The 16,977-nt window shown below is 69.8% G+C and carries 16 protein-coding genes and 1 tRNA gene; 9 read left to right on the top strand and 8 right to left on the bottom strand.

Annotated elements, in window-relative coordinates:
- Positions 1-325: 325 nt before the first annotated feature.
- From GTY56_RS32935 to GTY56_RS41430, 3 genes are all read right to left on the bottom strand, one after another.
- The gene (locus tag GTY56_RS32935) at positions 326-2,752 is read right to left on the bottom strand and encodes a DEAD/DEAH box helicase (protein WP_161368942.1); all 2,427 of its coding nucleotides are present in this window, start codon (positions 2,750-2,752) and stop codon (positions 326-328) included.
- 182 nt (positions 2,753-2,934) lie between these two features.
- A complete protein-coding gene (locus tag GTY56_RS32940) occupies positions 2,935-3,612 on the bottom strand; it encodes a restriction endonuclease (RefSeq protein WP_161368943.1) in 678 nt (225 codons plus the stop codon).
- A gap of 752 nt (positions 3,613-4,364) precedes the next feature.
- Positions 4,365-5,309, bottom strand: coding sequence for an SbcC/MukB-like Walker B domain-containing protein (locus GTY56_RS41430; RefSeq protein WP_161368944.1), 945 nt, complete (start codon positions 5,307-5,309; stop codon positions 4,365-4,367).
- Positions 5,310-5,917: 608 nt separating this feature from the next.
- Between GTY56_RS41430 and GTY56_RS41435 the strand changes: the two genes are divergently transcribed.
- Complete coding sequence (locus GTY56_RS41435; protein WP_161368945.1) at positions 5,918-6,118, top strand: HNH endonuclease; 201 nt, start codon at positions 5,918-5,920, stop codon at positions 6,116-6,118.
- A gap of 431 nt (positions 6,119-6,549) precedes the next feature.
- Here the strand turns inward: GTY56_RS41435 and GTY56_RS32955 are convergent.
- From GTY56_RS32955 to GTY56_RS32975, 5 genes are all read right to left on the bottom strand, one after another.
- Positions 6,550-6,623, bottom strand: a tRNA-Met gene (locus GTY56_RS32955).
- Between the two features lie 61 nt (positions 6,624-6,684).
- Positions 6,685-7,257 carry a transcriptional regulator gene (locus tag GTY56_RS32960; protein ID WP_161368946.1) on the bottom strand — a complete coding sequence of 191 codons (573 nt, stop codon included), beginning with the start codon at positions 7,255-7,257 and terminating at the stop codon, positions 6,685-6,687.
- Positions 7,257-8,813, bottom strand: coding sequence for a helix-turn-helix domain-containing protein (locus tag GTY56_RS32965; RefSeq protein WP_161368947.1), 1,557 nt, complete (start codon positions 8,811-8,813; stop codon positions 7,257-7,259). The genes GTY56_RS32960 and GTY56_RS32965 overlap by 1 nt, the downstream gene beginning before the upstream one ends.
- The gene (locus tag GTY56_RS32970) at positions 8,810-9,097 is read right to left on the bottom strand and encodes a helix-turn-helix domain-containing protein (protein WP_070201824.1); all 288 of its coding nucleotides are present in this window, start codon (positions 9,095-9,097) and stop codon (positions 8,810-8,812) included. Before GTY56_RS32970 ends, GTY56_RS32965 begins: the two co-directional genes overlap by 4 nt.
- Positions 9,098-9,215: 118 nt before the next feature.
- Positions 9,216-9,617 carry a hypothetical protein gene (locus tag GTY56_RS32975; RefSeq protein WP_161368948.1) on the bottom strand — a complete coding sequence of 134 codons (402 nt, stop codon included), beginning with the start codon at positions 9,615-9,617 and terminating at the stop codon, positions 9,216-9,218.
- Between the two features lie 479 nt (positions 9,618-10,096).
- On the opposite strand from GTY56_RS32975, the gene GTY56_RS40150 reads away from it, so the two are divergent.
- The 8 genes from GTY56_RS40150 to GTY56_RS33010 form a co-directional block, all read left to right on the top strand.
- Positions 10,097-10,267 (top strand): hypothetical protein, encoded by a 171-nt coding sequence (locus tag GTY56_RS40150; RefSeq protein ID WP_202511062.1) that lies wholly within the window; start codon positions 10,097-10,099, stop codon positions 10,265-10,267.
- Between the two features lie 152 nt (positions 10,268-10,419).
- Positions 10,420-11,832, top strand: a complete 1,413-nt coding sequence (gene aspA, locus GTY56_RS32980; protein ID WP_161368949.1) for an aspartate ammonia-lyase — start codon at positions 10,420-10,422, stop codon at positions 11,830-11,832.
- Between the two features lie 142 nt (positions 11,833-11,974).
- A complete protein-coding gene (locus GTY56_RS32985; RefSeq protein WP_346345639.1) occupies positions 11,975-13,345 on the top strand; it encodes a four-carbon acid sugar kinase family protein in 1,371 nt (456 codons plus the stop codon).
- Positions 13,345-14,208 (top strand): class II fructose-bisphosphate aldolase, encoded by an 864-nt coding sequence (locus GTY56_RS32990; protein WP_161368950.1) that lies wholly within the window; start codon positions 13,345-13,347, stop codon positions 14,206-14,208. The genes GTY56_RS32985 and GTY56_RS32990 overlap by 1 nt, the downstream gene beginning before the upstream one ends.
- 163 nt (positions 14,209-14,371) lie before the next feature.
- The gene (locus GTY56_RS32995) at positions 14,372-15,127 is read left to right on the top strand and encodes an aspartate/glutamate racemase family protein (protein ID WP_161368951.1); all 756 of its coding nucleotides are present in this window, start codon (positions 14,372-14,374) and stop codon (positions 15,125-15,127) included.
- A gap of 47 nt (positions 15,128-15,174) precedes the next feature.
- Positions 15,175-15,993, top strand: a complete 819-nt coding sequence (otnI, locus tag GTY56_RS33000) for a 2-oxo-tetronate isomerase (RefSeq protein ID WP_161368952.1) — start codon at positions 15,175-15,177, stop codon at positions 15,991-15,993.
- Between the two features lie 180 nt (positions 15,994-16,173).
- Positions 16,174-16,308, top strand: a complete 135-nt coding sequence (locus GTY56_RS41240) for a hypothetical protein (RefSeq protein ID WP_272923416.1) — start codon at positions 16,174-16,176, stop codon at positions 16,306-16,308.
- The coding region (locus GTY56_RS33010) for an aldehyde dehydrogenase family protein (RefSeq protein WP_161368953.1) at positions 16,301-16,977 on the top strand (677 nt) is incomplete at its 3' end. The genes GTY56_RS41240 and GTY56_RS33010, both read left to right, overlap by 8 nt.

The raw sequence follows: 16,977 nt of genomic DNA on the forward strand, positions 1-16,977 counted from the left end.
GTTGGGTCGTCGGTGCGGTGTCCCGATCGCTCCGCGATCGTGCCTCCTCCCCGACTCGCCTTCGCTTTTCAAGTCCAACATGACTGGGGTGCAAGTTAATTCGGCTAGCAGCAGGGGCGGTGGGCGTTGGCCTACCCGACTGGGTGCTTGGTGACGGCTCGTCAGTTACGACTGGAACGTCGAGCCGTGCCAATCCTGTGTGCCGCTGCTTCCTTGTCTCCAAAACTTTGGAGTATTCGAGTTCTGCCACTCCCCCGCTCACTGGAGATGGGACCCGGGAGCGGGCGAACGCGCCTGCTGTCGCACTGAACTCAGCGGCCAAACCTCAGCCGCTTGATGGTCCGATGGTCCCAGGAGCACGGACCAGATCGATGCCGTGCTCGGCAAGGGTAGCGGACACCAACTCTTCTTGCTCTGAGGGGAGTTGATCATTGTTCAGCTTGGTGCGGACCTTGGCGAGCCAGGGACCGATCATGACACGGTCGCCGTCCACCTCGATCCACTCTCGGGCGCCGGGGGTGCGTCCCCACCGTGCCACGAAGAGCCCGAGGATCTCGGTGGTTTGCGCGAACGTGCGCCGCCGCGATGTGCTCGGCCTGCCCGCGGCGTGTTCCTGTTCCAGGAGGGCGCGGTCGGGGGTGATTCCCATGCGGGCGAGCAGGTCGCGCTGGCCGGGGTCGAGGTCGGGCCAGCTGGTGAGCTGGCGGTGTAGCCAGCTGCCCGCCTTCACTCCGTGGATGACCGTGTCGCGGCGCAGCGTGCTGGGGTGGTTGCCGGCTTCCAGGTGGCGGCGCAGCAGATGGTACTTGCGATGCCAGTCGGGGCCGTAGGGGAGTTTCCAGTCTGGGTCGAGGGCTGTGAGCTGGTTGTCGCGGTCGGGGGTGAGGCGGTCCTTTCGGGCTAGGGCGCGCTGGTCGGCAAGGAACTGGCCGCCGGGTAGTTGGGTGGGGATGGCAAGGTGGCCGTATTCGGCGTGGAAGGCCTCGACGGTGGCCAGGTGGCCTTGCCAGGTGGCCTCGTGGTCGTCCCAGATCATGCCGAGATCCTCGAGCTCGGCGATCCATGCCGGATCGAGGGCGCCTGCCTGGTAGGCGGTACGTTGGCCGGTGATGAATTGCCCCAGCCGGTAGCCGTAAGCGTCCTCGTAGTCGGCGCTCACGCGCAGGTGGCTGTGTTCGCTTTGGTAGCGGATGGCGGCGGCTAGGCCAGCGCGGCGGGGAGCAGACAGGACGGCGCCGCTGGAGGGCCACACCAGCAGGTCGAGGGCGCGGGCGATCGCGGTGGGGTCGAGGGTGTGGTCGAAGCGGAAGCGGCGGGTGATGTAGGTGTGGGAGTCGCGGGCGGGATGCTGGTTCTTGGCTCGGGGGGTGCGGGCGGCGATGGTCTGGTCGTGGTGGCGCAGGGCTGCGGTGACCAGCCAGAGGGCTTCGTAGGGGGTGCCGAGGAGGTCGGTGGGGTCGGTGCCGGGCGGGATGTAGGCGGGGATGACGAGGCTGGCTGTCTTCGTCTTGAGGGTGGGTGGTTTGCGCAGGGCGCGGCCGAGCGCTTGGACGATGCGGCGGACGCTGGCGGTGCGGTCTGCGAAGACGACGGCGTCGACGGCCGGCAGGTCGACGCCTTCGCCTAGGACCTTGGCGTTGGCCAGCACGCCTCGCTCGGCGTTGCTGAAGCGGGCGATGGTGTCGGCGCGCCGGTGGGGGCTGTGGGTGCCGTCGATGGACTGCACGACAACGTCGTCCGCCCAGTCGGGGCGCAGTTCGTCGGGGAGGGTGCGCAGGGTGTGGGCGAACTGGCGGGCGAAGTCGGCGGCGTCGGCGATCTGCTGGAAGTAGACGAACACGTGTCGCAGGTCCTGCTCGCGCATGGCTTTGAGGATGGCCAAGTGCAGGGCGGTGGTGCGGCGCGCGGTGGGCCCGGCTTCAGGATCGGTGAGCGCGTTGTGCAGTTCAGTGTCGGTGACGGTGGGGACGACGAGCTGGTAGTCGGCGAGGACGCCGTCATCGATGGCGTCGGCGTGGGAGTAGGTGTGCAGGCGGGGGCCGAAGATCTGCGGCTGGTCCATGGTCGCCAGCAGGGCTGGGTCGTCCCAGGCGGGTGCGGTGGCGGTGGTGCGCTTGGGTTGCGCTCTGATGGTGGGCGGCTCGGTCAGGCGGGGGGCGTCCCACACATTGGGGGTGGCGGTGAGGTAGAGGCGGCGCTCGGCAGGGATGCGCTCGTTGTCGTGCAGCGCAGTCCAGTTCTTCTCCCAGGTGCCGGCCGTGGCGTGGGCTTCGTCCACGACCAGGAGGCCGAAGAGGGGGGCGGGGAAGATCGCGGAGTGCTGGGCCTCTTCGATCTTGGACAGCGAGTCGTAGGTGAAGAAGACCGTCGCTTTGGGGTGGCGGCCGAGCCAGTAGGCCAGGTACTCCCCCGCGTTGGCCGAGTCGACCTCGGCCTCGGCGAGCAACGGGTGGGAGGCGGCGCGTAGGGAGGAGACGGTGATCATCGGCTCGCGGCGGCCGTCTGCGCGGGCGGCCGCTGCCCACTGTGCGACCAGGTCCAGGCTGGGCACCGCCACTGCCAGGTGCCGCACGCCGAGTTCCTCGGCTACGCGCAGTGCGAAGAGGGTCTTGCCGGTGCCGCAGGCCGAGACGGCGTGCCCGCGGGTGCGCGGGCGGCGCAGGTGGCGAACCGTGTTGGCGAGGCCCTCCTGCTGGTCTGTGCGCAGGACCAGACGCCCGGGGTGTTCTGTTGCGGTGGGAGTGGCGGTCATCGCGCGTTTCCTCGGCATGCAGGAGGGGCTGACTCGCGTTCATTCTCGCGTACAGCAGGGGTGCGGCGCAGTGTCTCTGCTCTGGCGGGGGCGCGCTGCGAGCCCATGCGCGCCCCATGATCAGTGTTGTCGGATGCGGATAGGGGGCGACGGCTCGGGGCTCGGGCTTTCTCCGCTTGGTTTCAGGCAGCCCGGCGGAAGGCTGTCTTGCGTGGCGTGGGCAGGCGCAGAAGGTCTTGCAGGGGCGTGCCGTGTTCGGCCCACTGGCGCAGGCGGTCCCGGTCGATCCAGTGCACTTGGTGGCGTTCGCCCCATGTTTTGGCGTCCCGGGTGAAGGAGCCGTTGGTGATCACGACTGCGATATCGGCTCCGTGCGCGGGGCCTGCGGTGCCTTTGACCTGGTACATCACTGAGGAGCCGACCTTGCCGGCGACGGTCGTGTGCTTGGCCTGCAGGACGATTCTGCCGCGTTGGCGGTCCTCGCCGATGACGTCTGCGGCCTGGTCTCCTTGTCGGCCGACCTGCCGTGCGTTCCAGCCGTCCCGGAGGAGCAGGTCACGTAGGGCGAACTCGAAGGCCCGGTCGTCCATGGCGTCGAGTTGCGCGAGCGTGATCCGGAGCCGGGCCAGCGTCTGGGCCCGCACCTTCCGGGCCTGCAGTTCACGGATGAACCGCCAGGCTGCGTAGCCGAGGGCGAGAGCCGCGAGGACGGCGAGCCATGGCCAGATGCGGACGGCTGCCTGCCATGTGGCTGTGGCGATCTTGGCCAGCAGCCAGAGTGCGGCGCAGGCGACGGCCGCGGCGGCGGCCTGTTCCCTGCCGCCGCAGGGTGGGCGTAGCCGGGGCGAGCGGCGGGGCATCAGTGGCCCACGCTCGCTGACACTGATGGTGTAGGGGTTTGCGGTGTTGTCGGGGAGGCCTCTCCGAAGCCCGTGAGCTGGCTCCATAGCCACACCACCGCGATCAGCCCTGCGATCGACCAGCCGCTCAGTTTCTTCGCGCTGGGGCGGGGTTTGCGTCGGTAATGACTTCGCACCTTGTAGTAGCCCTCGGGCGGCTTCGCCACTGCTTCCTCCTCCGTGTCGTCAGGCCGCCAACTGCGGTCTGATCTCTGCGAATTGGTGTAGCAGCGGGCACTGACAAATCCGCCGGTTTGATCAGCGGAGGCCTTGGCAGTGCCTCGAAATCGCGCCGTGATGCGGTCACGGGTCCGGCGGTGTTCGAACATGCGGGACAGTGGTTCTCGGATCTGCGGAAACTCCTGTCATGCGGACTGGACTGGCGTGTTCTGGTACGGCTGCGGTGGCCGATGCAGGTGCTCATGCACCGCAGTGCTCTGTTTCCGTCACTTCGATCACATGCAGAAATGGCATGAAGCAGTACGTGTTCGATGCGCTCCTTCTGGGAGGCAGGTCGGGTGCCTTCAGGGATGGGCGGCTTTCGACGCGGGAGCGCTGTGGGGCTGCCTTTCTCGGCGGGGCCGAGAGGGGTACAGGCAGCCCCGGCGGTTGTGGCTACGCCTTGGGCCGACGGCAGGTTGAAGATCAGTGAGTGTGCGTGGCCTGGGGCTTGCGTTTCGTCGGCGAGGGCGGGTCCGGCGTCCGTCGTGGGGTCATTCGGCCGCTTCGGTCAGGTGGGTGAGGGTGGAGCCGTCGATGTTCTTGGAGATGTGCAGGCGTTGGGTGATGCGGCGGCGGAGTTCGGGGACGTGGCTGATGAGTCCGACGGTGCGGTCGTGGGCGCGTAGGGAGTCCAGGACGTCGAGGACTTGGTGGAGGGTGTCTTCGTCGAGGGTGCCGAAGCCTTCGTCGATGAAGAGGGTGTCCAGTGCCTGGCCGCCGGCTTCGGCGGTGACGATGTCGGCCAGGCCCAGGGCGAGGGCCAGGGAGATGTAGAAGGATTCGCCGCCGGAGAGGGTGTCGGTGTGGCGTTTGTGTCCGCTCCAGGCGTCGAGGACCTTGAGGTCCAGGCCTGATTTGGCGCCTCGGGCGGCTCTGTCGTCGGAGTGGACGAGGGTGAAGCGGTGGTGGGACATGCGTGACAGGCGGGTGTTGGCGGCGTCGACGACGTCTTCGAGGCGGGCTGCCAGTACGTAGGACTCCAGTTGCATGCGGAGCTGGTTGCTGGGTGAGCCGCCGCTGATGAGGCCGTGGAGGTGATCGACGGTGCGGTAGGTGTCCTCGAGGGGTTCCAGGCGCTGGATGTGGGTGTCCAGCTGAGCGGTGAGGGTGGCCAGGGCGGTTGTCCGGTCGGCGGCCTGGGTGGCGAGGGCTGCCGTGCGGGTGTGGGTTGCGGTGGCGGTGTTCAGTTCGGTGACGGCGTGCTCGAGGTCGGCCGGAGGCTGGTCGATGGCTGCCTGCAGTTCGGGTTCGGCGAGCCGGGCGGTCAATACGAGGCACTGTTCACGCCAGTGGGTGATTTGGCTCTCGATCGCGGTGAGTTCGTCGTCGGGCAGGCGGGCGGCCGAGGCTTCGGCCGGGGAAGTGAAGCCTGCCGCGTGGGCTGCCTGCTCCGCGAGAGCGGCGGCGCTGTGGCGGCTTGCGGCGGTTGCTGTCACGGTGGCGGCGCACGCGGCGGCGGCCTCGAGGCGGCCGGCGTGCGCGGGCGTTTCGCACTCTGCCTGCTGGCTCGCTCTTTCCGTATGAGATCCAGGGCTACTCGCCCAAGCCGGGCGACGTGGTGGAACGGCACGGTTCCGTCATCGCCGTCCACTGCGCGTCGATCTGCCGGATTACGCCATCCCCTGGCAGGTGAGACCGCACAGCGGCAACAGCTGGCAACTGGAGCAGGTGGCGCTGTCCGTCCACACGCAGACCGGCGCGGCGTTCTACTACCTGACTGACCATACGTGGACTCCGACGTCTTTGATCCTGGGAGCCTTCCTGGGCCTGAAGCCACTGGATGACACCTTCGGGCCCTTCGAGGCAGAGGGCGGGACGTGGCGGTGGTACACGGAAATCATCCGTGATGTGGACGAGACGGACCTGGAGTACACCTGGACAGCCTTCGTATGCGGCAAGGAGGCCGTGCCTCGGCTGTGGACACCCGCCTACGCAGCCCGGTCCGAGCGCCTGCAGCGCGTGTCGCGTGCGGCCGGCAGCTACGCCGCCCGGATCCCGCGAGCTGGGCCTGGAGGCCACCGTCGAGCGTCTGGATCCTCTCGCGGTGTACGAACGCGACGGCTGGATCTGCCAGATATGCAAGACGGCCGTCGAGCGTGAACGGGCCTGGCCCGACATGTGGTGCGCAACCCTTGATCACCGCATCCCGCTCACCGCAGGGGGCGAGCACACGCTGCTCAACGTCCAGCTCGCCCACTGGATCTGCAATCTCCACAAAGGCGACTACTTTGAAGTGGACTTGTAGTCCGTCCGTCTGCCGGACGGCAGTCGGCCGGGCACGGCCAAGGAGGCCGACCAGTTCGCCCTGGCGGCGACCGGAGCGGATCGCCTACCAAGTTCGTTCGCAGAGGTCCGAACTGTACGACAATTCAGTGCCGGGCCTCTCGTGCAGCCCATCGAGTTGCGGACGGCGCGGGGGTCGTGCCGACGCTCAGTCCGCGCACCTGCCACCCCCGGTCCCCGAAGCAGCCACGCCGACCACACCCCACCACCTTCTTCACTGTGTGCAGGGCTGAGCGGCCGCTGAGGGGATGTCACGGCCCCGACACGCCCGCGTATCCATGGTGACCTGTGCCGACGCGGCGGCGCCAGGCGGGAGAAAACAGATGGCGCGGTGAGGATCGTCCAGGGAACGCGAAAGAGCCCGGATCGTGTAGATCCGGGCTTCTTCGGCAGTAGCGGGGACAGGATTTGAACCTGCGGCCTCTGGGTTATGAGCCCAGCGAGCTACCGAGCTGCTCCACCCCGCGTCGGTGTCCCCCACCGTACGCCATCCCAGCAGGCGCCGGAGACCACGTTTCGGCGCCGGCTCTATGCGGCGAAGCCGACGTTGGTGACGTATTCGTACTGGCCCCACTGCGAGCCGAGGTCGACGATCGTGTCCTGCCACGCGGCGTCGAGGCCCTGATGGTCGCTGGCCGCCCAGGAGCCGACGATGCGGTCCCAGCGGCGCACGTTCATCGTCCGGTACTCCACCACGCGCTGCAGCTGCTGCGGCACCTGGGACTGGTTGAGCGGGTGGATCTCCACCCGGGTGCCGCGTCCGTCGCGGTTGAGGCGTCTGAGGAGATGGCGGGCGACGTTGTGCCGGCGCACCGTCCGGTACGCCTGGTCGATGCGTTCCAGGCTGGTCTTGGAGGGGCGGCGTTTGCCCTCCAGCCAGGCCTTCAGCGTCCGGTGGGTCACGGTGAGTCCGGCGTCCTGCGCGGCCTTCAGGGTCTGGGTCGACTTCGTCAGGTAGTGCAGGCGCGCCATCCAGCCGCGCTTGGCGGTCACGGGAGTGGCGATGCCGCCCGCGAGTTCGTCGAGTTTGCGCGCGACGGCGTCGCTGCCCTTGATGCCCCGGGCGCCGAACCTCCCGAAGTCGATGTTCTTCTCCGGCACTACTCCCCCTCGCCTTCGTGCTCAGCGTCGTCGGTTCCGGCGGTGTACGTGTCCTTGACCTTGACCTCGGTAACAGCGCGGCCTTCGGCGAAGACACGGCGCCAGTCACCGATGACGTGGAGTTCGTCGGTGCCCATCGCCCGGACGACGGCCAGGCCCTCGTCATGGGCCTTGAGTGCCTTGAGCCAGAGGTTGGCGAAGGCCTGGCTGCGGATGAGGTGCATCCAGTCCGGGCGGTAGAGCTGCCGGTTGTAGTTCGACTCCCCCATGGTGGAGACGAACTTCGAGTACATCGCCTTCACGTACTCCAGCGTCACCCTGTCGCCCTGCTCGATCGCCGTGTCGCGGGCGTCCTTCAGGGCGATACGGAACTTCTCCAGCAGGTTCTCCGTGGCCCCGGAGGTGTACGACTCGTGGATCTGAGGAGGCTCGCACAGCTGGTGCTTGGGGCCGGACAGGCGCAGCAGGAGGCGGAGCGTCGGCTCGGTGACCCACAGGGGGCCGGGCTCGTCCCGCTGGCCGATCGGGTTGGGCAGCACCGCCTCGTGCTCCCACTCGGGCGGGGTGATCAGGTGGACTCCGGAGCGGCGGCGGTCGTGGGCGAGGCCGGTGGAGTGCTCGAGCTGGCCCAGGGGGAGGTGCGTCTTGAGGGCGGAGAGGTAGGCGCCGTTGATGTCGAGCGCGGTCACCTGATGCCGGCCGGGCGGGAGTTCGTGGCGGGTCCACTTGGGGCGGGCTTCCCAGATCTGGTCCGCGCCGCGCGCGGTCTGCTTCTTGAGGATGTCGGGGATCCAGGGGTGCGCGATCACGTCGTAGCGGGCGCCCTTACGGGTCTCGTCCAGCAGTCGCATCGCGTCCGGGATGGCCCGCTTCACCAGCGCCGCCGTGGCTGCGTCGACGTCGCCCCGGTGCTCGGCAAGCGCACCCTGCACGGCCTCGCGGATCAGGTCGACCGGGCCGGACGTCTCCTGGAACGCGTGGCGGGCCGGGCCCTTGGAACGCTGAGTCGCACGTGCCGGACGTGTCGTGCGCAGCGGCGTTTTCGAGGTGTGCGCGGTGGGCTGTCCGGCTGGTGGGGCAGCTGGGGCCCCGGTGGCGGTGGGCCGGCAGTCGGCCGGGGTCAGGTGCTGAGCGAACCCCGCCACGCGTTGTCCGGCGGGATGGCCGCACAGCACACAGGGCTCGGGGGCGACGAGCAGCTCCACATCGTCCCCGTCCTCGTCCTGGCCGAGGTCGGGCGAAGACAAAGGGGTGACAGTCGCGGCCGTGCCTGACGTGACGGGCTGCTCCGCAGCCGGCGCCGTCTCGGTCTCGGTGGCGAGCTTGGCGTTCAGTCCGTCCAGCAGGTAGGCGTATTTGGTGCGGATCTCGCCGGCCGGGTCCCGGCCGCTTTCCCACCCGCTGAGGGTTGAGGGGCTCACGCCGAGCGCGCGTGCCACCTGTGCCTTGGACAGCCGAGCCCGCTCCCGCAGCTCGCGGCGCACGTGGCAGGGCGGGAGTTCGGCCTGGGGGCCGACGGCGTCAAGCAGCGAGTCGATCGCGTCGAAGTCGCTCACCGGCCCGTCCCCCTCGCTTCGGTCCGCACGGTACGGCGCCTGTCGGCGGGCAGCGCCTCGCATGCCCTGGTCGGACCCGCCAGGAGATCCAGCGCGCCGATGCCGTAATGCTCGGCCAGGACGTCGACGTCGCGCAGGCTCCAGGAGATGGCGCCCGACTGCCGGCGCGACACCTGTGTCTGCGTCAGTCCCAGCACCCCCGCGACCGACCGCTGCGATTCACCCGTTACCTGCATCAACGCGGCCACCGTCAGCCGCAGCGACTCCTCCAAGCGCAATCCCATGTCACCATCATACCTGAACTCATGCAACTTCCGCATCCATGTCAGCTTTTCACTATCACCAATGCAGAAAAGCTTTCAGCGTTCTGAGGGAGCTGAAGGTTCTCGGGCACCCGGTGCGTCAGCGATCCATGCCGCCCCGATCATGCGGAAGCCGTCGGGCCGCGCGCCGGGCTTCCCGATTCGCCTGGCGCGCCTGTTCCACCGCACGATCGGACAGGCACCGCGGGCACACGAGGTCCACGACCCGGCGGCGCAGGGCCCGGCGCAGCCGGACCCCGGGCGGTGGCGGCCACCCACGGCAGTGGCGGCGCACCGTACGCACTCCAGTACCCAAGAGCGCGGCGACCAGGGAGGCGTTGCCGGCGTAGTTGGCCAGGAGGAACGCCATCTGCGCCTGGTGGCCGGCCGGGAACCGGGCCGCGAACTCGGTGCGCTCCTCGGCCTGGAGGAGGGCGTCGTGGCGTTCGCAGCGCGGCGTCTTCTTGCTGTTCCGGGCGATGCCCGGCGAGTTGATGTCCATAGCTCAAGAAGCCTGCCGGGGGCCGTCTGTGGACAGCGGGCTGCCGTGGAGATTGTTCATTATCACCAAGACCCTTAGGGCTTGCCGATAGCTTTGAGGGGCTGGGGGCGTTTGACGTCTTGCCGAAGTCCCAGCGGGGGCCCAGTGTTTGTTCCTGGCGCCGGGCGGCCGTCCCGGGTCGGCACCTCGGGGTCTGGGAGGACGGGCCGGACAGGCGAGGCCCCCAAACGGTCCAGCTCACGGCCTGCGGAAGGTGTGTTCCGGATCGAAGCGGCTGCGTATCGCGCTGATCAGCCGCCCGCAGCCCGTCGTCCGCCGTCCGCCGTCCGCCGTCCGCCGTCCGCCGTCCGCCGCGGCGATGGTCTCCCGGACGCAGAGCCGACTGGACCGCGATAGAGACCGCCTTATAGGACGGCCTTATAAGCCACATCGGGATTGCGTCTTGGACGCGCTGCCCGGCCCGCTGCTGCAATCGGCCTATGACGAACAAGAACCACCGCCTCGCCCTCGCCCCCGGTGACGGCCTCCGGGCCGAGGTCCTGCCGCCCGCCCGGCGATGGCCGAAGGCGCCCGTCCCCTTCTACGGCGGCACCGCCTGGTTCCTGCCGTCCGGCGGCGCCCGCGACAAGGCGAAGGACGAGTCGTTGTGAGCCGGTACCGACGGCGGTGAGAGTGCCCGGACTTTCCGCGGCTGTGGCCGTGGCAAGTCGCACCGCCCTGGCGGGTCGTGATCGCTCGCCCTCTTGCCGCACCCCACGCACCCGCACGCCTGAACACGCTCCGAGAGAAGGCCCGGCCTGCCATGACCGCCGTAGCGCACCGCAGCGAGCACGACCTGCTCGGTCATCGCGACGTCCCCGCCGAGGCGTACTGGGGCATCCACACCCTGCGCGCCCGGGAGAACTTCGCCATCACAGGCACGCCGATTGCCGCCTGCCCGCATCTGATCGACGCTCTGGCCGCCGTGAAGGAGGCCGCCGCCCTGGCGAACGAGGAACTCGGCCTGCTGGAGCCGAGGAAGGCCGCCGTCATCGTCCAGGCGTGCCGTGAGATCCGTGAGGGCAAGCTGCACGACCAGTTCGTCGTCGACGTCATCCAGGGCGGGGCGGGCACCTCGACCAACATGAACGCCAACGAGGTGATCGCCAACCGGGCGCTGGAGCTGCTGGGCCACGAGAAGGGCCGGTACGAGCACCTGCACCCCAACGAGGACGTCAACCTCGGCCAGTCGACGAACGACGTCTATCCGACCGCGGTCAAGATCGCGACGGTGTTCGCGGTGCACGGCCTGCTCAGGTCCATGCTCGTACTCCAGGACGCCTTCGCAGCCAAGGCGGTCGAGTTCCGGGGCATCCTCAAGATGGGCCGCACCCAGCTCCAGGACGCGGTCCCGATGACGCTCGGTCAGGAGTTCTCGGCGTACGCGGTCATGGTCGAGGAGGACCGCAGCCGGCTCTCCGAGGCCGTGGAGCTGATCCATGAGATCAACCTCGGTGCCACCGCCATCGGCACCGGTCTCAACGCCCCCGTCGGCTACGCCGAGGCCGCCCGCCGCCACCTCGCCGCCATCACCGGACTGCCGCTGGTCACCGCCGCCAACCTGGTGGAAGCCACCCAGGACTGCGGGGCGTTCGTGCAGATGTCCGGTGTGCTCAAGCGGATCGCGGTCAAGCTCTCCAAGAGCTGCAACGACCTGCGGCTGCTGTCGTCCGGGCCGCGCGCCGGGCTCGGCGAGATCAACCTGTCGCCCGTACAGGCTGGTTCGTCGATCATGCCGGGCAAGGTCAACCCGGTGATCCCCGAGGTCGTCAACCAGGTCGCCTTCGAGGTGATCGGCAACGACGTCACCATCACCATGGCCGCCGAGGCCGGACAGCTCCAGCTCAACGCCTTCGAACCGATCATCTGGCACTCCCTCTCGAAGAGCATCACGCACCTTCAGCGCGCGTGCCTGACCCTGGCCGAGCGGTGCGTCGCGGGGATCACGGCCAACACCCAGGCGCTACGCGCGGCGGTGGAGAACTCGATCGGCCTGGTCACCGCCCTCAACCCGTACATCGGCTACGAGGCGGCCACCGGCATCGCCCAGGAGGCCCTCGCCACCGGACGCGGGGTCGCCGAACTCGTCCTGGACAAGGGCCTGTTGCCCGCCGGCGCCCTCGCCGAGCTGCTCCGTCCCGAGGCCGTCGCGGGACCCGGTCAGGCCCTGGTGTGACGTGATCAAGCGCGACCCCGACTGACGTTCCCCCCAACTACCCGTAAGGGAGCAGGAATTCGCCATGTCCCTACCCCTCCATGCCCAGACGCGGCCTATCCCCGAGGCAGCGGTGCTTCAAGGGCTTCCCCCGGTGCGTGAGGTGAGCGCCGCGGAAGTGGCCGCCCGGATATCCGGCGGTCCCCGTCTCGTCGTCCTCGACGACGATCCGACCGGCACCCAGACGGTCGCCGACGTGCCCGTCCTGACGTCCTGGACGGTGGAGGACCTGCGCTGGGCGCTGCGCCAGGACAGTGCCGTCTTCTTCGTCCTTACCAACACCCGCAGCCTGTCCCCGGAGGATGCCGTCGCCCGTAACCGCGAGGTGGTCCGCGCCCTGCACGCGGCGTCGACGGCCGAGGGCACCGGCTGCGTTCTGGCCAGCCGTGGGGACTCGACGCTGCGCGGCCACTTCCCGTTGGAGACCGATGTCCTCGCCGAAGAGCTGACCGGGCTGGGCGCAGGTGCTCCGGACGGTGTGGTGCTGGTCCCCGCCTACATCGAGGCGGGCCGGCTGACCGTCAGCTCCCGCCACTGGATGCGGACGGCCGACGGGCTGCTGCCGGTCGGGATGAGCGAGTTCGCCCGCGACGCCACCTTCGGCTACCGCAGCTCCTCACTGCCCGAGTGGGTCGAGGAGAAGACGGGCGGACGCGTGCCCGCGGAGGAGGTCCTGCGCGTCACCCTCGACGACCTGCGCGGCGGCGGCCCGGAGCACACGGCGCGGCTGCTGTCCTCGCTGCGCGGCGGACGGGTGGCCGTGGTCGACGCGGTGTGCGACGACGATCTGCGGGTGCTCGCCCTGGCCCTCGCTCAGGCGGAGGACAACGGCACGCGGCTGCTGTACCGGGTCGGGCCGTCCTTCGTCAGGGCCCGCGCCGGACAGGCCGGGCGTGCACCGCTCACCCCGGCCGAACTGCGCCCGCTGCGCAGCCACGCGCCGCACGGTCTCATCGTCGTGGGGTCCCATGTCGCGCTGACGACACGGCAGTTGGACCGGTTGCGGGAGCGAGGCGGGATCGCCGAGTACGAGCTGGACGTGGCCCTGCTGCTCGACGAGGAGCGGCGTGACGCCCATATCGCCGAGGTCGCGGCCGCGGCCGCCGGCGCGCTGGACTCGGCCGACGCCGTGATCCGCACCTCTCGGGTGCTGGTGACGGGTGCCGACGCGGACGACAGTCTGGCGATCTCCCGCAAGGTCTCCGCCGCGCTCGTTCAGGCCGTGCGCCAGGTCAACGCCACTCGGCGGCCCGCTTTCGTCGTCGCCAAGGGCGGTATCACCTCCAGCGACACCGCCACCCACGGCCTTCGGATCCGTCGTGCCTGGGCCCGGGGCACGCTGCTGCCGGGCATCGTCTCGCTCTGGGAGCCCGTGGACGGCCCCGCCGCCGGCATCCCCTACATCGTCTTCGCCGGGAACGTCGGGGGCGACGACGCCCTCGCCGACGCCCTCGACCTGCTCAGGAGTGCCTGATGCTGCTGCACGGAATCGATGCCCTGAAGGAGGCCGCGGCCGCCGGTCACGCCGTGCCCGGGTTCGTCGCCTACAACCTGGAGACGGTCCAGGGGATCACGGCCGCCGCCGAGGCCGCCGGACGGCCGGTCGTCATCCAGGCGGGCTCCAGTCCCTTCAAGCACGCCGGGCGCGAGGCCCTGATGCGGCTGGCGCTGGACGCCGCCGCACGCTCCACGGCCCCTCTCGGGGTGCACCTCGACCACAGCCGGGACCTGGACGAGATCACCGCCTGCCTCGAGGCGGGCTACACCTCCGTCATGATCGACGGCTCCCACCTGCCGTTCGCCGAGAACATCGCGCTGACGAAGGAGGCGGTCCGCCGGGCCCGCGACCACGGCGCCTGGGTGGAGGCCGAACTCGGTGCCCTCCCCGGCGACGAGGACGTCTCCACCGACGCCGTCGCGCACACCGCGGCGATGACCGACCCGAAGCAAGCGGCCGAATTCGTGGCCGCGACGGGCGTGGACGCACTCGCCGTCGCCGTCGGCAACGTCCACGGCTTCACCCAGCACCCGGTCCGCCTGGACCTGGAGCGACTGGCCGCGATCCACGAGGCCGTAACCGTCCCGCTCGTCCTGCACGGCGCCAGCGGTCTGCCCGTCGAGGAACTGCACGGCGCCCTCGCCCGAGGCGTCGCCAAGGTCAACGTCAACGCCGAACTGCGCCGCGCCTACCTGGAGGCCACCCGCGTGACCCTCCCGTCCGCGTTGCCCGGCTCCGACGTCGTCTCCCTGTGGGCGGCGGGCCGCGACGCGATCCGGGACGCCGCCCTGGAGGTCATCGGCCGCCTGAGCCCCCGCGCCGAGGGGGCAGACGCATGACCTGAACGCGGCCCCGCCGCCTGGAGCCGCACCGCACCGGCGGACACAAGACCGTCGTCCGCCCTCCGGCCGTGCGCGCTGCGCGCAGTTCGCACCACTCTGTCACGCGCTCTCGTGCCCTCCTGGGCACGCGGGCCGATACCCGCACCCTGTTGGAGACATCATGTCCACCACTGCCTCGATCGCCGTACTGCACACCAGTTTGCTGTTCGTCAGCCCCGATTCGGTCATCAACGAGTACCTCTCGGAACTCGCGCCGGACGCCAAGGTCCTGCACTTCGTCGACAGCGACGTGCTCGCCGCCGTGGTGCGCGACGGTGAGGTCTCACCTGCCAGCACGCAGCGCATGGTGCACCTGGCCCAGGCCGCGCAGGCCGCGGGCGCCGACGTCATCTTCTCCGCCTGCTCCTCGGTCGGCCCGGCCATCGACGTGGCCCGACGCCTGGTCTCCGTCCCGATCGTCAAGATCGACGACGCGATGGCCGCGTCAGCGGTCGAGACCGCTGACGCCATCGGCGTCCTGGCGACGGTCCCCACGACGCTGCCGCCGACCTGTGCCCTCGTCGAGGAGAAAGCCCGGGCGGCCGGTCGCGACATCACCGTCCTGGAGCGGCTGTGCGAGGGCGCTTTCCCGGTGCTGATGTCCGGTGACCGCGACGGCCACGACGCGATAGTGCTGGACGGGGCACGGGCGCTGGCCAAGGAGGTCGACGTGATCGTGCTGGCCCAGGCGTCCATGGCACGGCTGGGTCCCACGATCGCCGAAGCGGTCGGCAAGCCCGTGCTCTCCAGCCCGCGCAGCGGAACGGAGAACGCGGTGCGTGTGCTGCGTGAGCAGACGGCTGAACCTGCCCATGCCACGGCGACGGCCTGGGAGACCACGCAAACGCAATGGGAGGGGGGCTGCGGAGCGAGGTGACTGAACCACTGACCGGGGCCGTCCCCGTCCGGAACACAGGAGACAGCATGCCGAAGTTCGCAGCGAACCTGTCCATGATGTACAACGAGCACGATTTCCTCGACCGCTTCGCCGCGGCCTCATCTGATGGCTTCCAGGGGGTCGAGTACCTCTTCCCCTATGCGTACGACGCCGCCGAGCTGCGCCGCCGGCTCGACGACCACGGCCTGGTGCAGGTGCTCTTCAACGCACCCGCAGGAGCGTGGCAATCCGGAGAGCGCGGAATGGCGGCACTGCCCGGACGTGAGGCGGAGACGCGTTCCGGCGTGGACCGGGCGCTGGAGTACGCGGGGGTTCTGAGCTGCCCTCGGGTGCACCTGATGGCCGGGCTTCTCCGACCGGACGCGACACCGGCCGAGCGGGCCAAGCACCGCGACACCTACCTGACCAACCTGGCCTGGGCCGCGGAACGGGCCGCCGCCGCGGGCGTGGACATCCTGATCGAGCCGATCAACGGCCGCGACATGCCCGGATACTTCCTGAGCACCCAGGCCGAGGCCCACGCCGTGGTGCAGGAGGTGGGAGCCTCGAATCTCAAGGTGCAGCTCGACCTCTACCACTGCCAGATCGTCGAGGGCGACCTCACCACGACCCTGCGCCGCGACCTGCCGACCGGCCGGGTCGGTCATCTGCAGATCGCGGGCGTGCCCGACCGGGGTGAGCCCGACCAGGGGGAGTTCAACGTCCGCCACCTGCTCGACGTCGTCGACGAGCTGGGCTTCGACGGGTGGACCGGCTGCGAGTACCGCCCCCGCGCCGGCACGAGCGAAGGTCTTGGCTGGCTCGACGACTACCGCCGCCACCGAGCAGAAAGCGCACGAGGCTGAGCGGTACGGCCTCGACCCCGGCCTGGTCACCTTGGCCAGACCTCCACCACACAACTCCTCACCGCCGACCCGGCCGCCCGGGCCGCCGCCCATGAGGCCGTCGCCCGCATCGGCGGCGGCCGAGCGGGCGCCCGAGGCACCATCGACGTCCACGACCCGAGCCTCCTCGGCACCGTCACGGTGTCCGGGCCGGGCGCCGGCCGCATCGAGACCGCCTACGCCCTGCTGTCGGACATCACCGCCATCCACCAGCGCCACGCCGACAACTACGCCGCGCCCACGCCCCCCGTCCTGAAGGAGACTCACCGTGTCTGACACCGCCGTACCCCCCAGCATCGAACTCGGCGCCGACACGGCGCCCGTGCACAACCCCTACACCGGCGAGGTCATCGCCTCGGTCCCCACCGTCGCCTCAGGCGCCATCGGCGGCATCCTGCAGCAGGCCAGGTGCGGGCGCCGCACCGCCGCCGCGCTCTCCCGCGCCTCCAGAGCCGCGGTCCTGGAACGCGCCGCCCACCTGATCGAGCAGCGCGCCGAGTCCTTCGCCCAGCTCATCGTCAGCGAGGCCGGCAAGACCATCACCCAGGCCCGCAAGGAAGTCGCCCGCGCGGTCAACACCCTCTCCCTGTCCGCGGCCGAGGCACGGCGCAACGCCGGTGAGGTCATCCCCTTCGACTCCTATGAGGGCTCGGAGAAACGGCAGGGCTGGTTCACCCGCGAGCCGCTGGGCATCATCGCCGCCATCACCCCCTTCAACGACCCCCTCAACCTGGTCGCCCACAAACTCGGCCCGGCCGTCGCCGGCGGCAACGCGGTCATCCTCAAACCGTCCGCCCTCACCCCGCTGTCCGCGCTGCGCCTGGTAGACACCCTCATCGAGGCCGGCCTGCCCGAGGAGATCGTCACCGTCGTCAACGGCGACGCCGACATCGCCGCCGCGATCGTCGCCGCCCCCGACGTGCGCATGGTCTCCTTCACCGGCGG

It is taken from the genome of Streptomyces sp. SID5643 (assembly GCF_009872555.1).
Taxonomy (GTDB): Bacteria; Actinomycetota; Actinomycetes; order Streptomycetales; family Streptomycetaceae; genus Streptomyces; species Streptomyces iakyrus.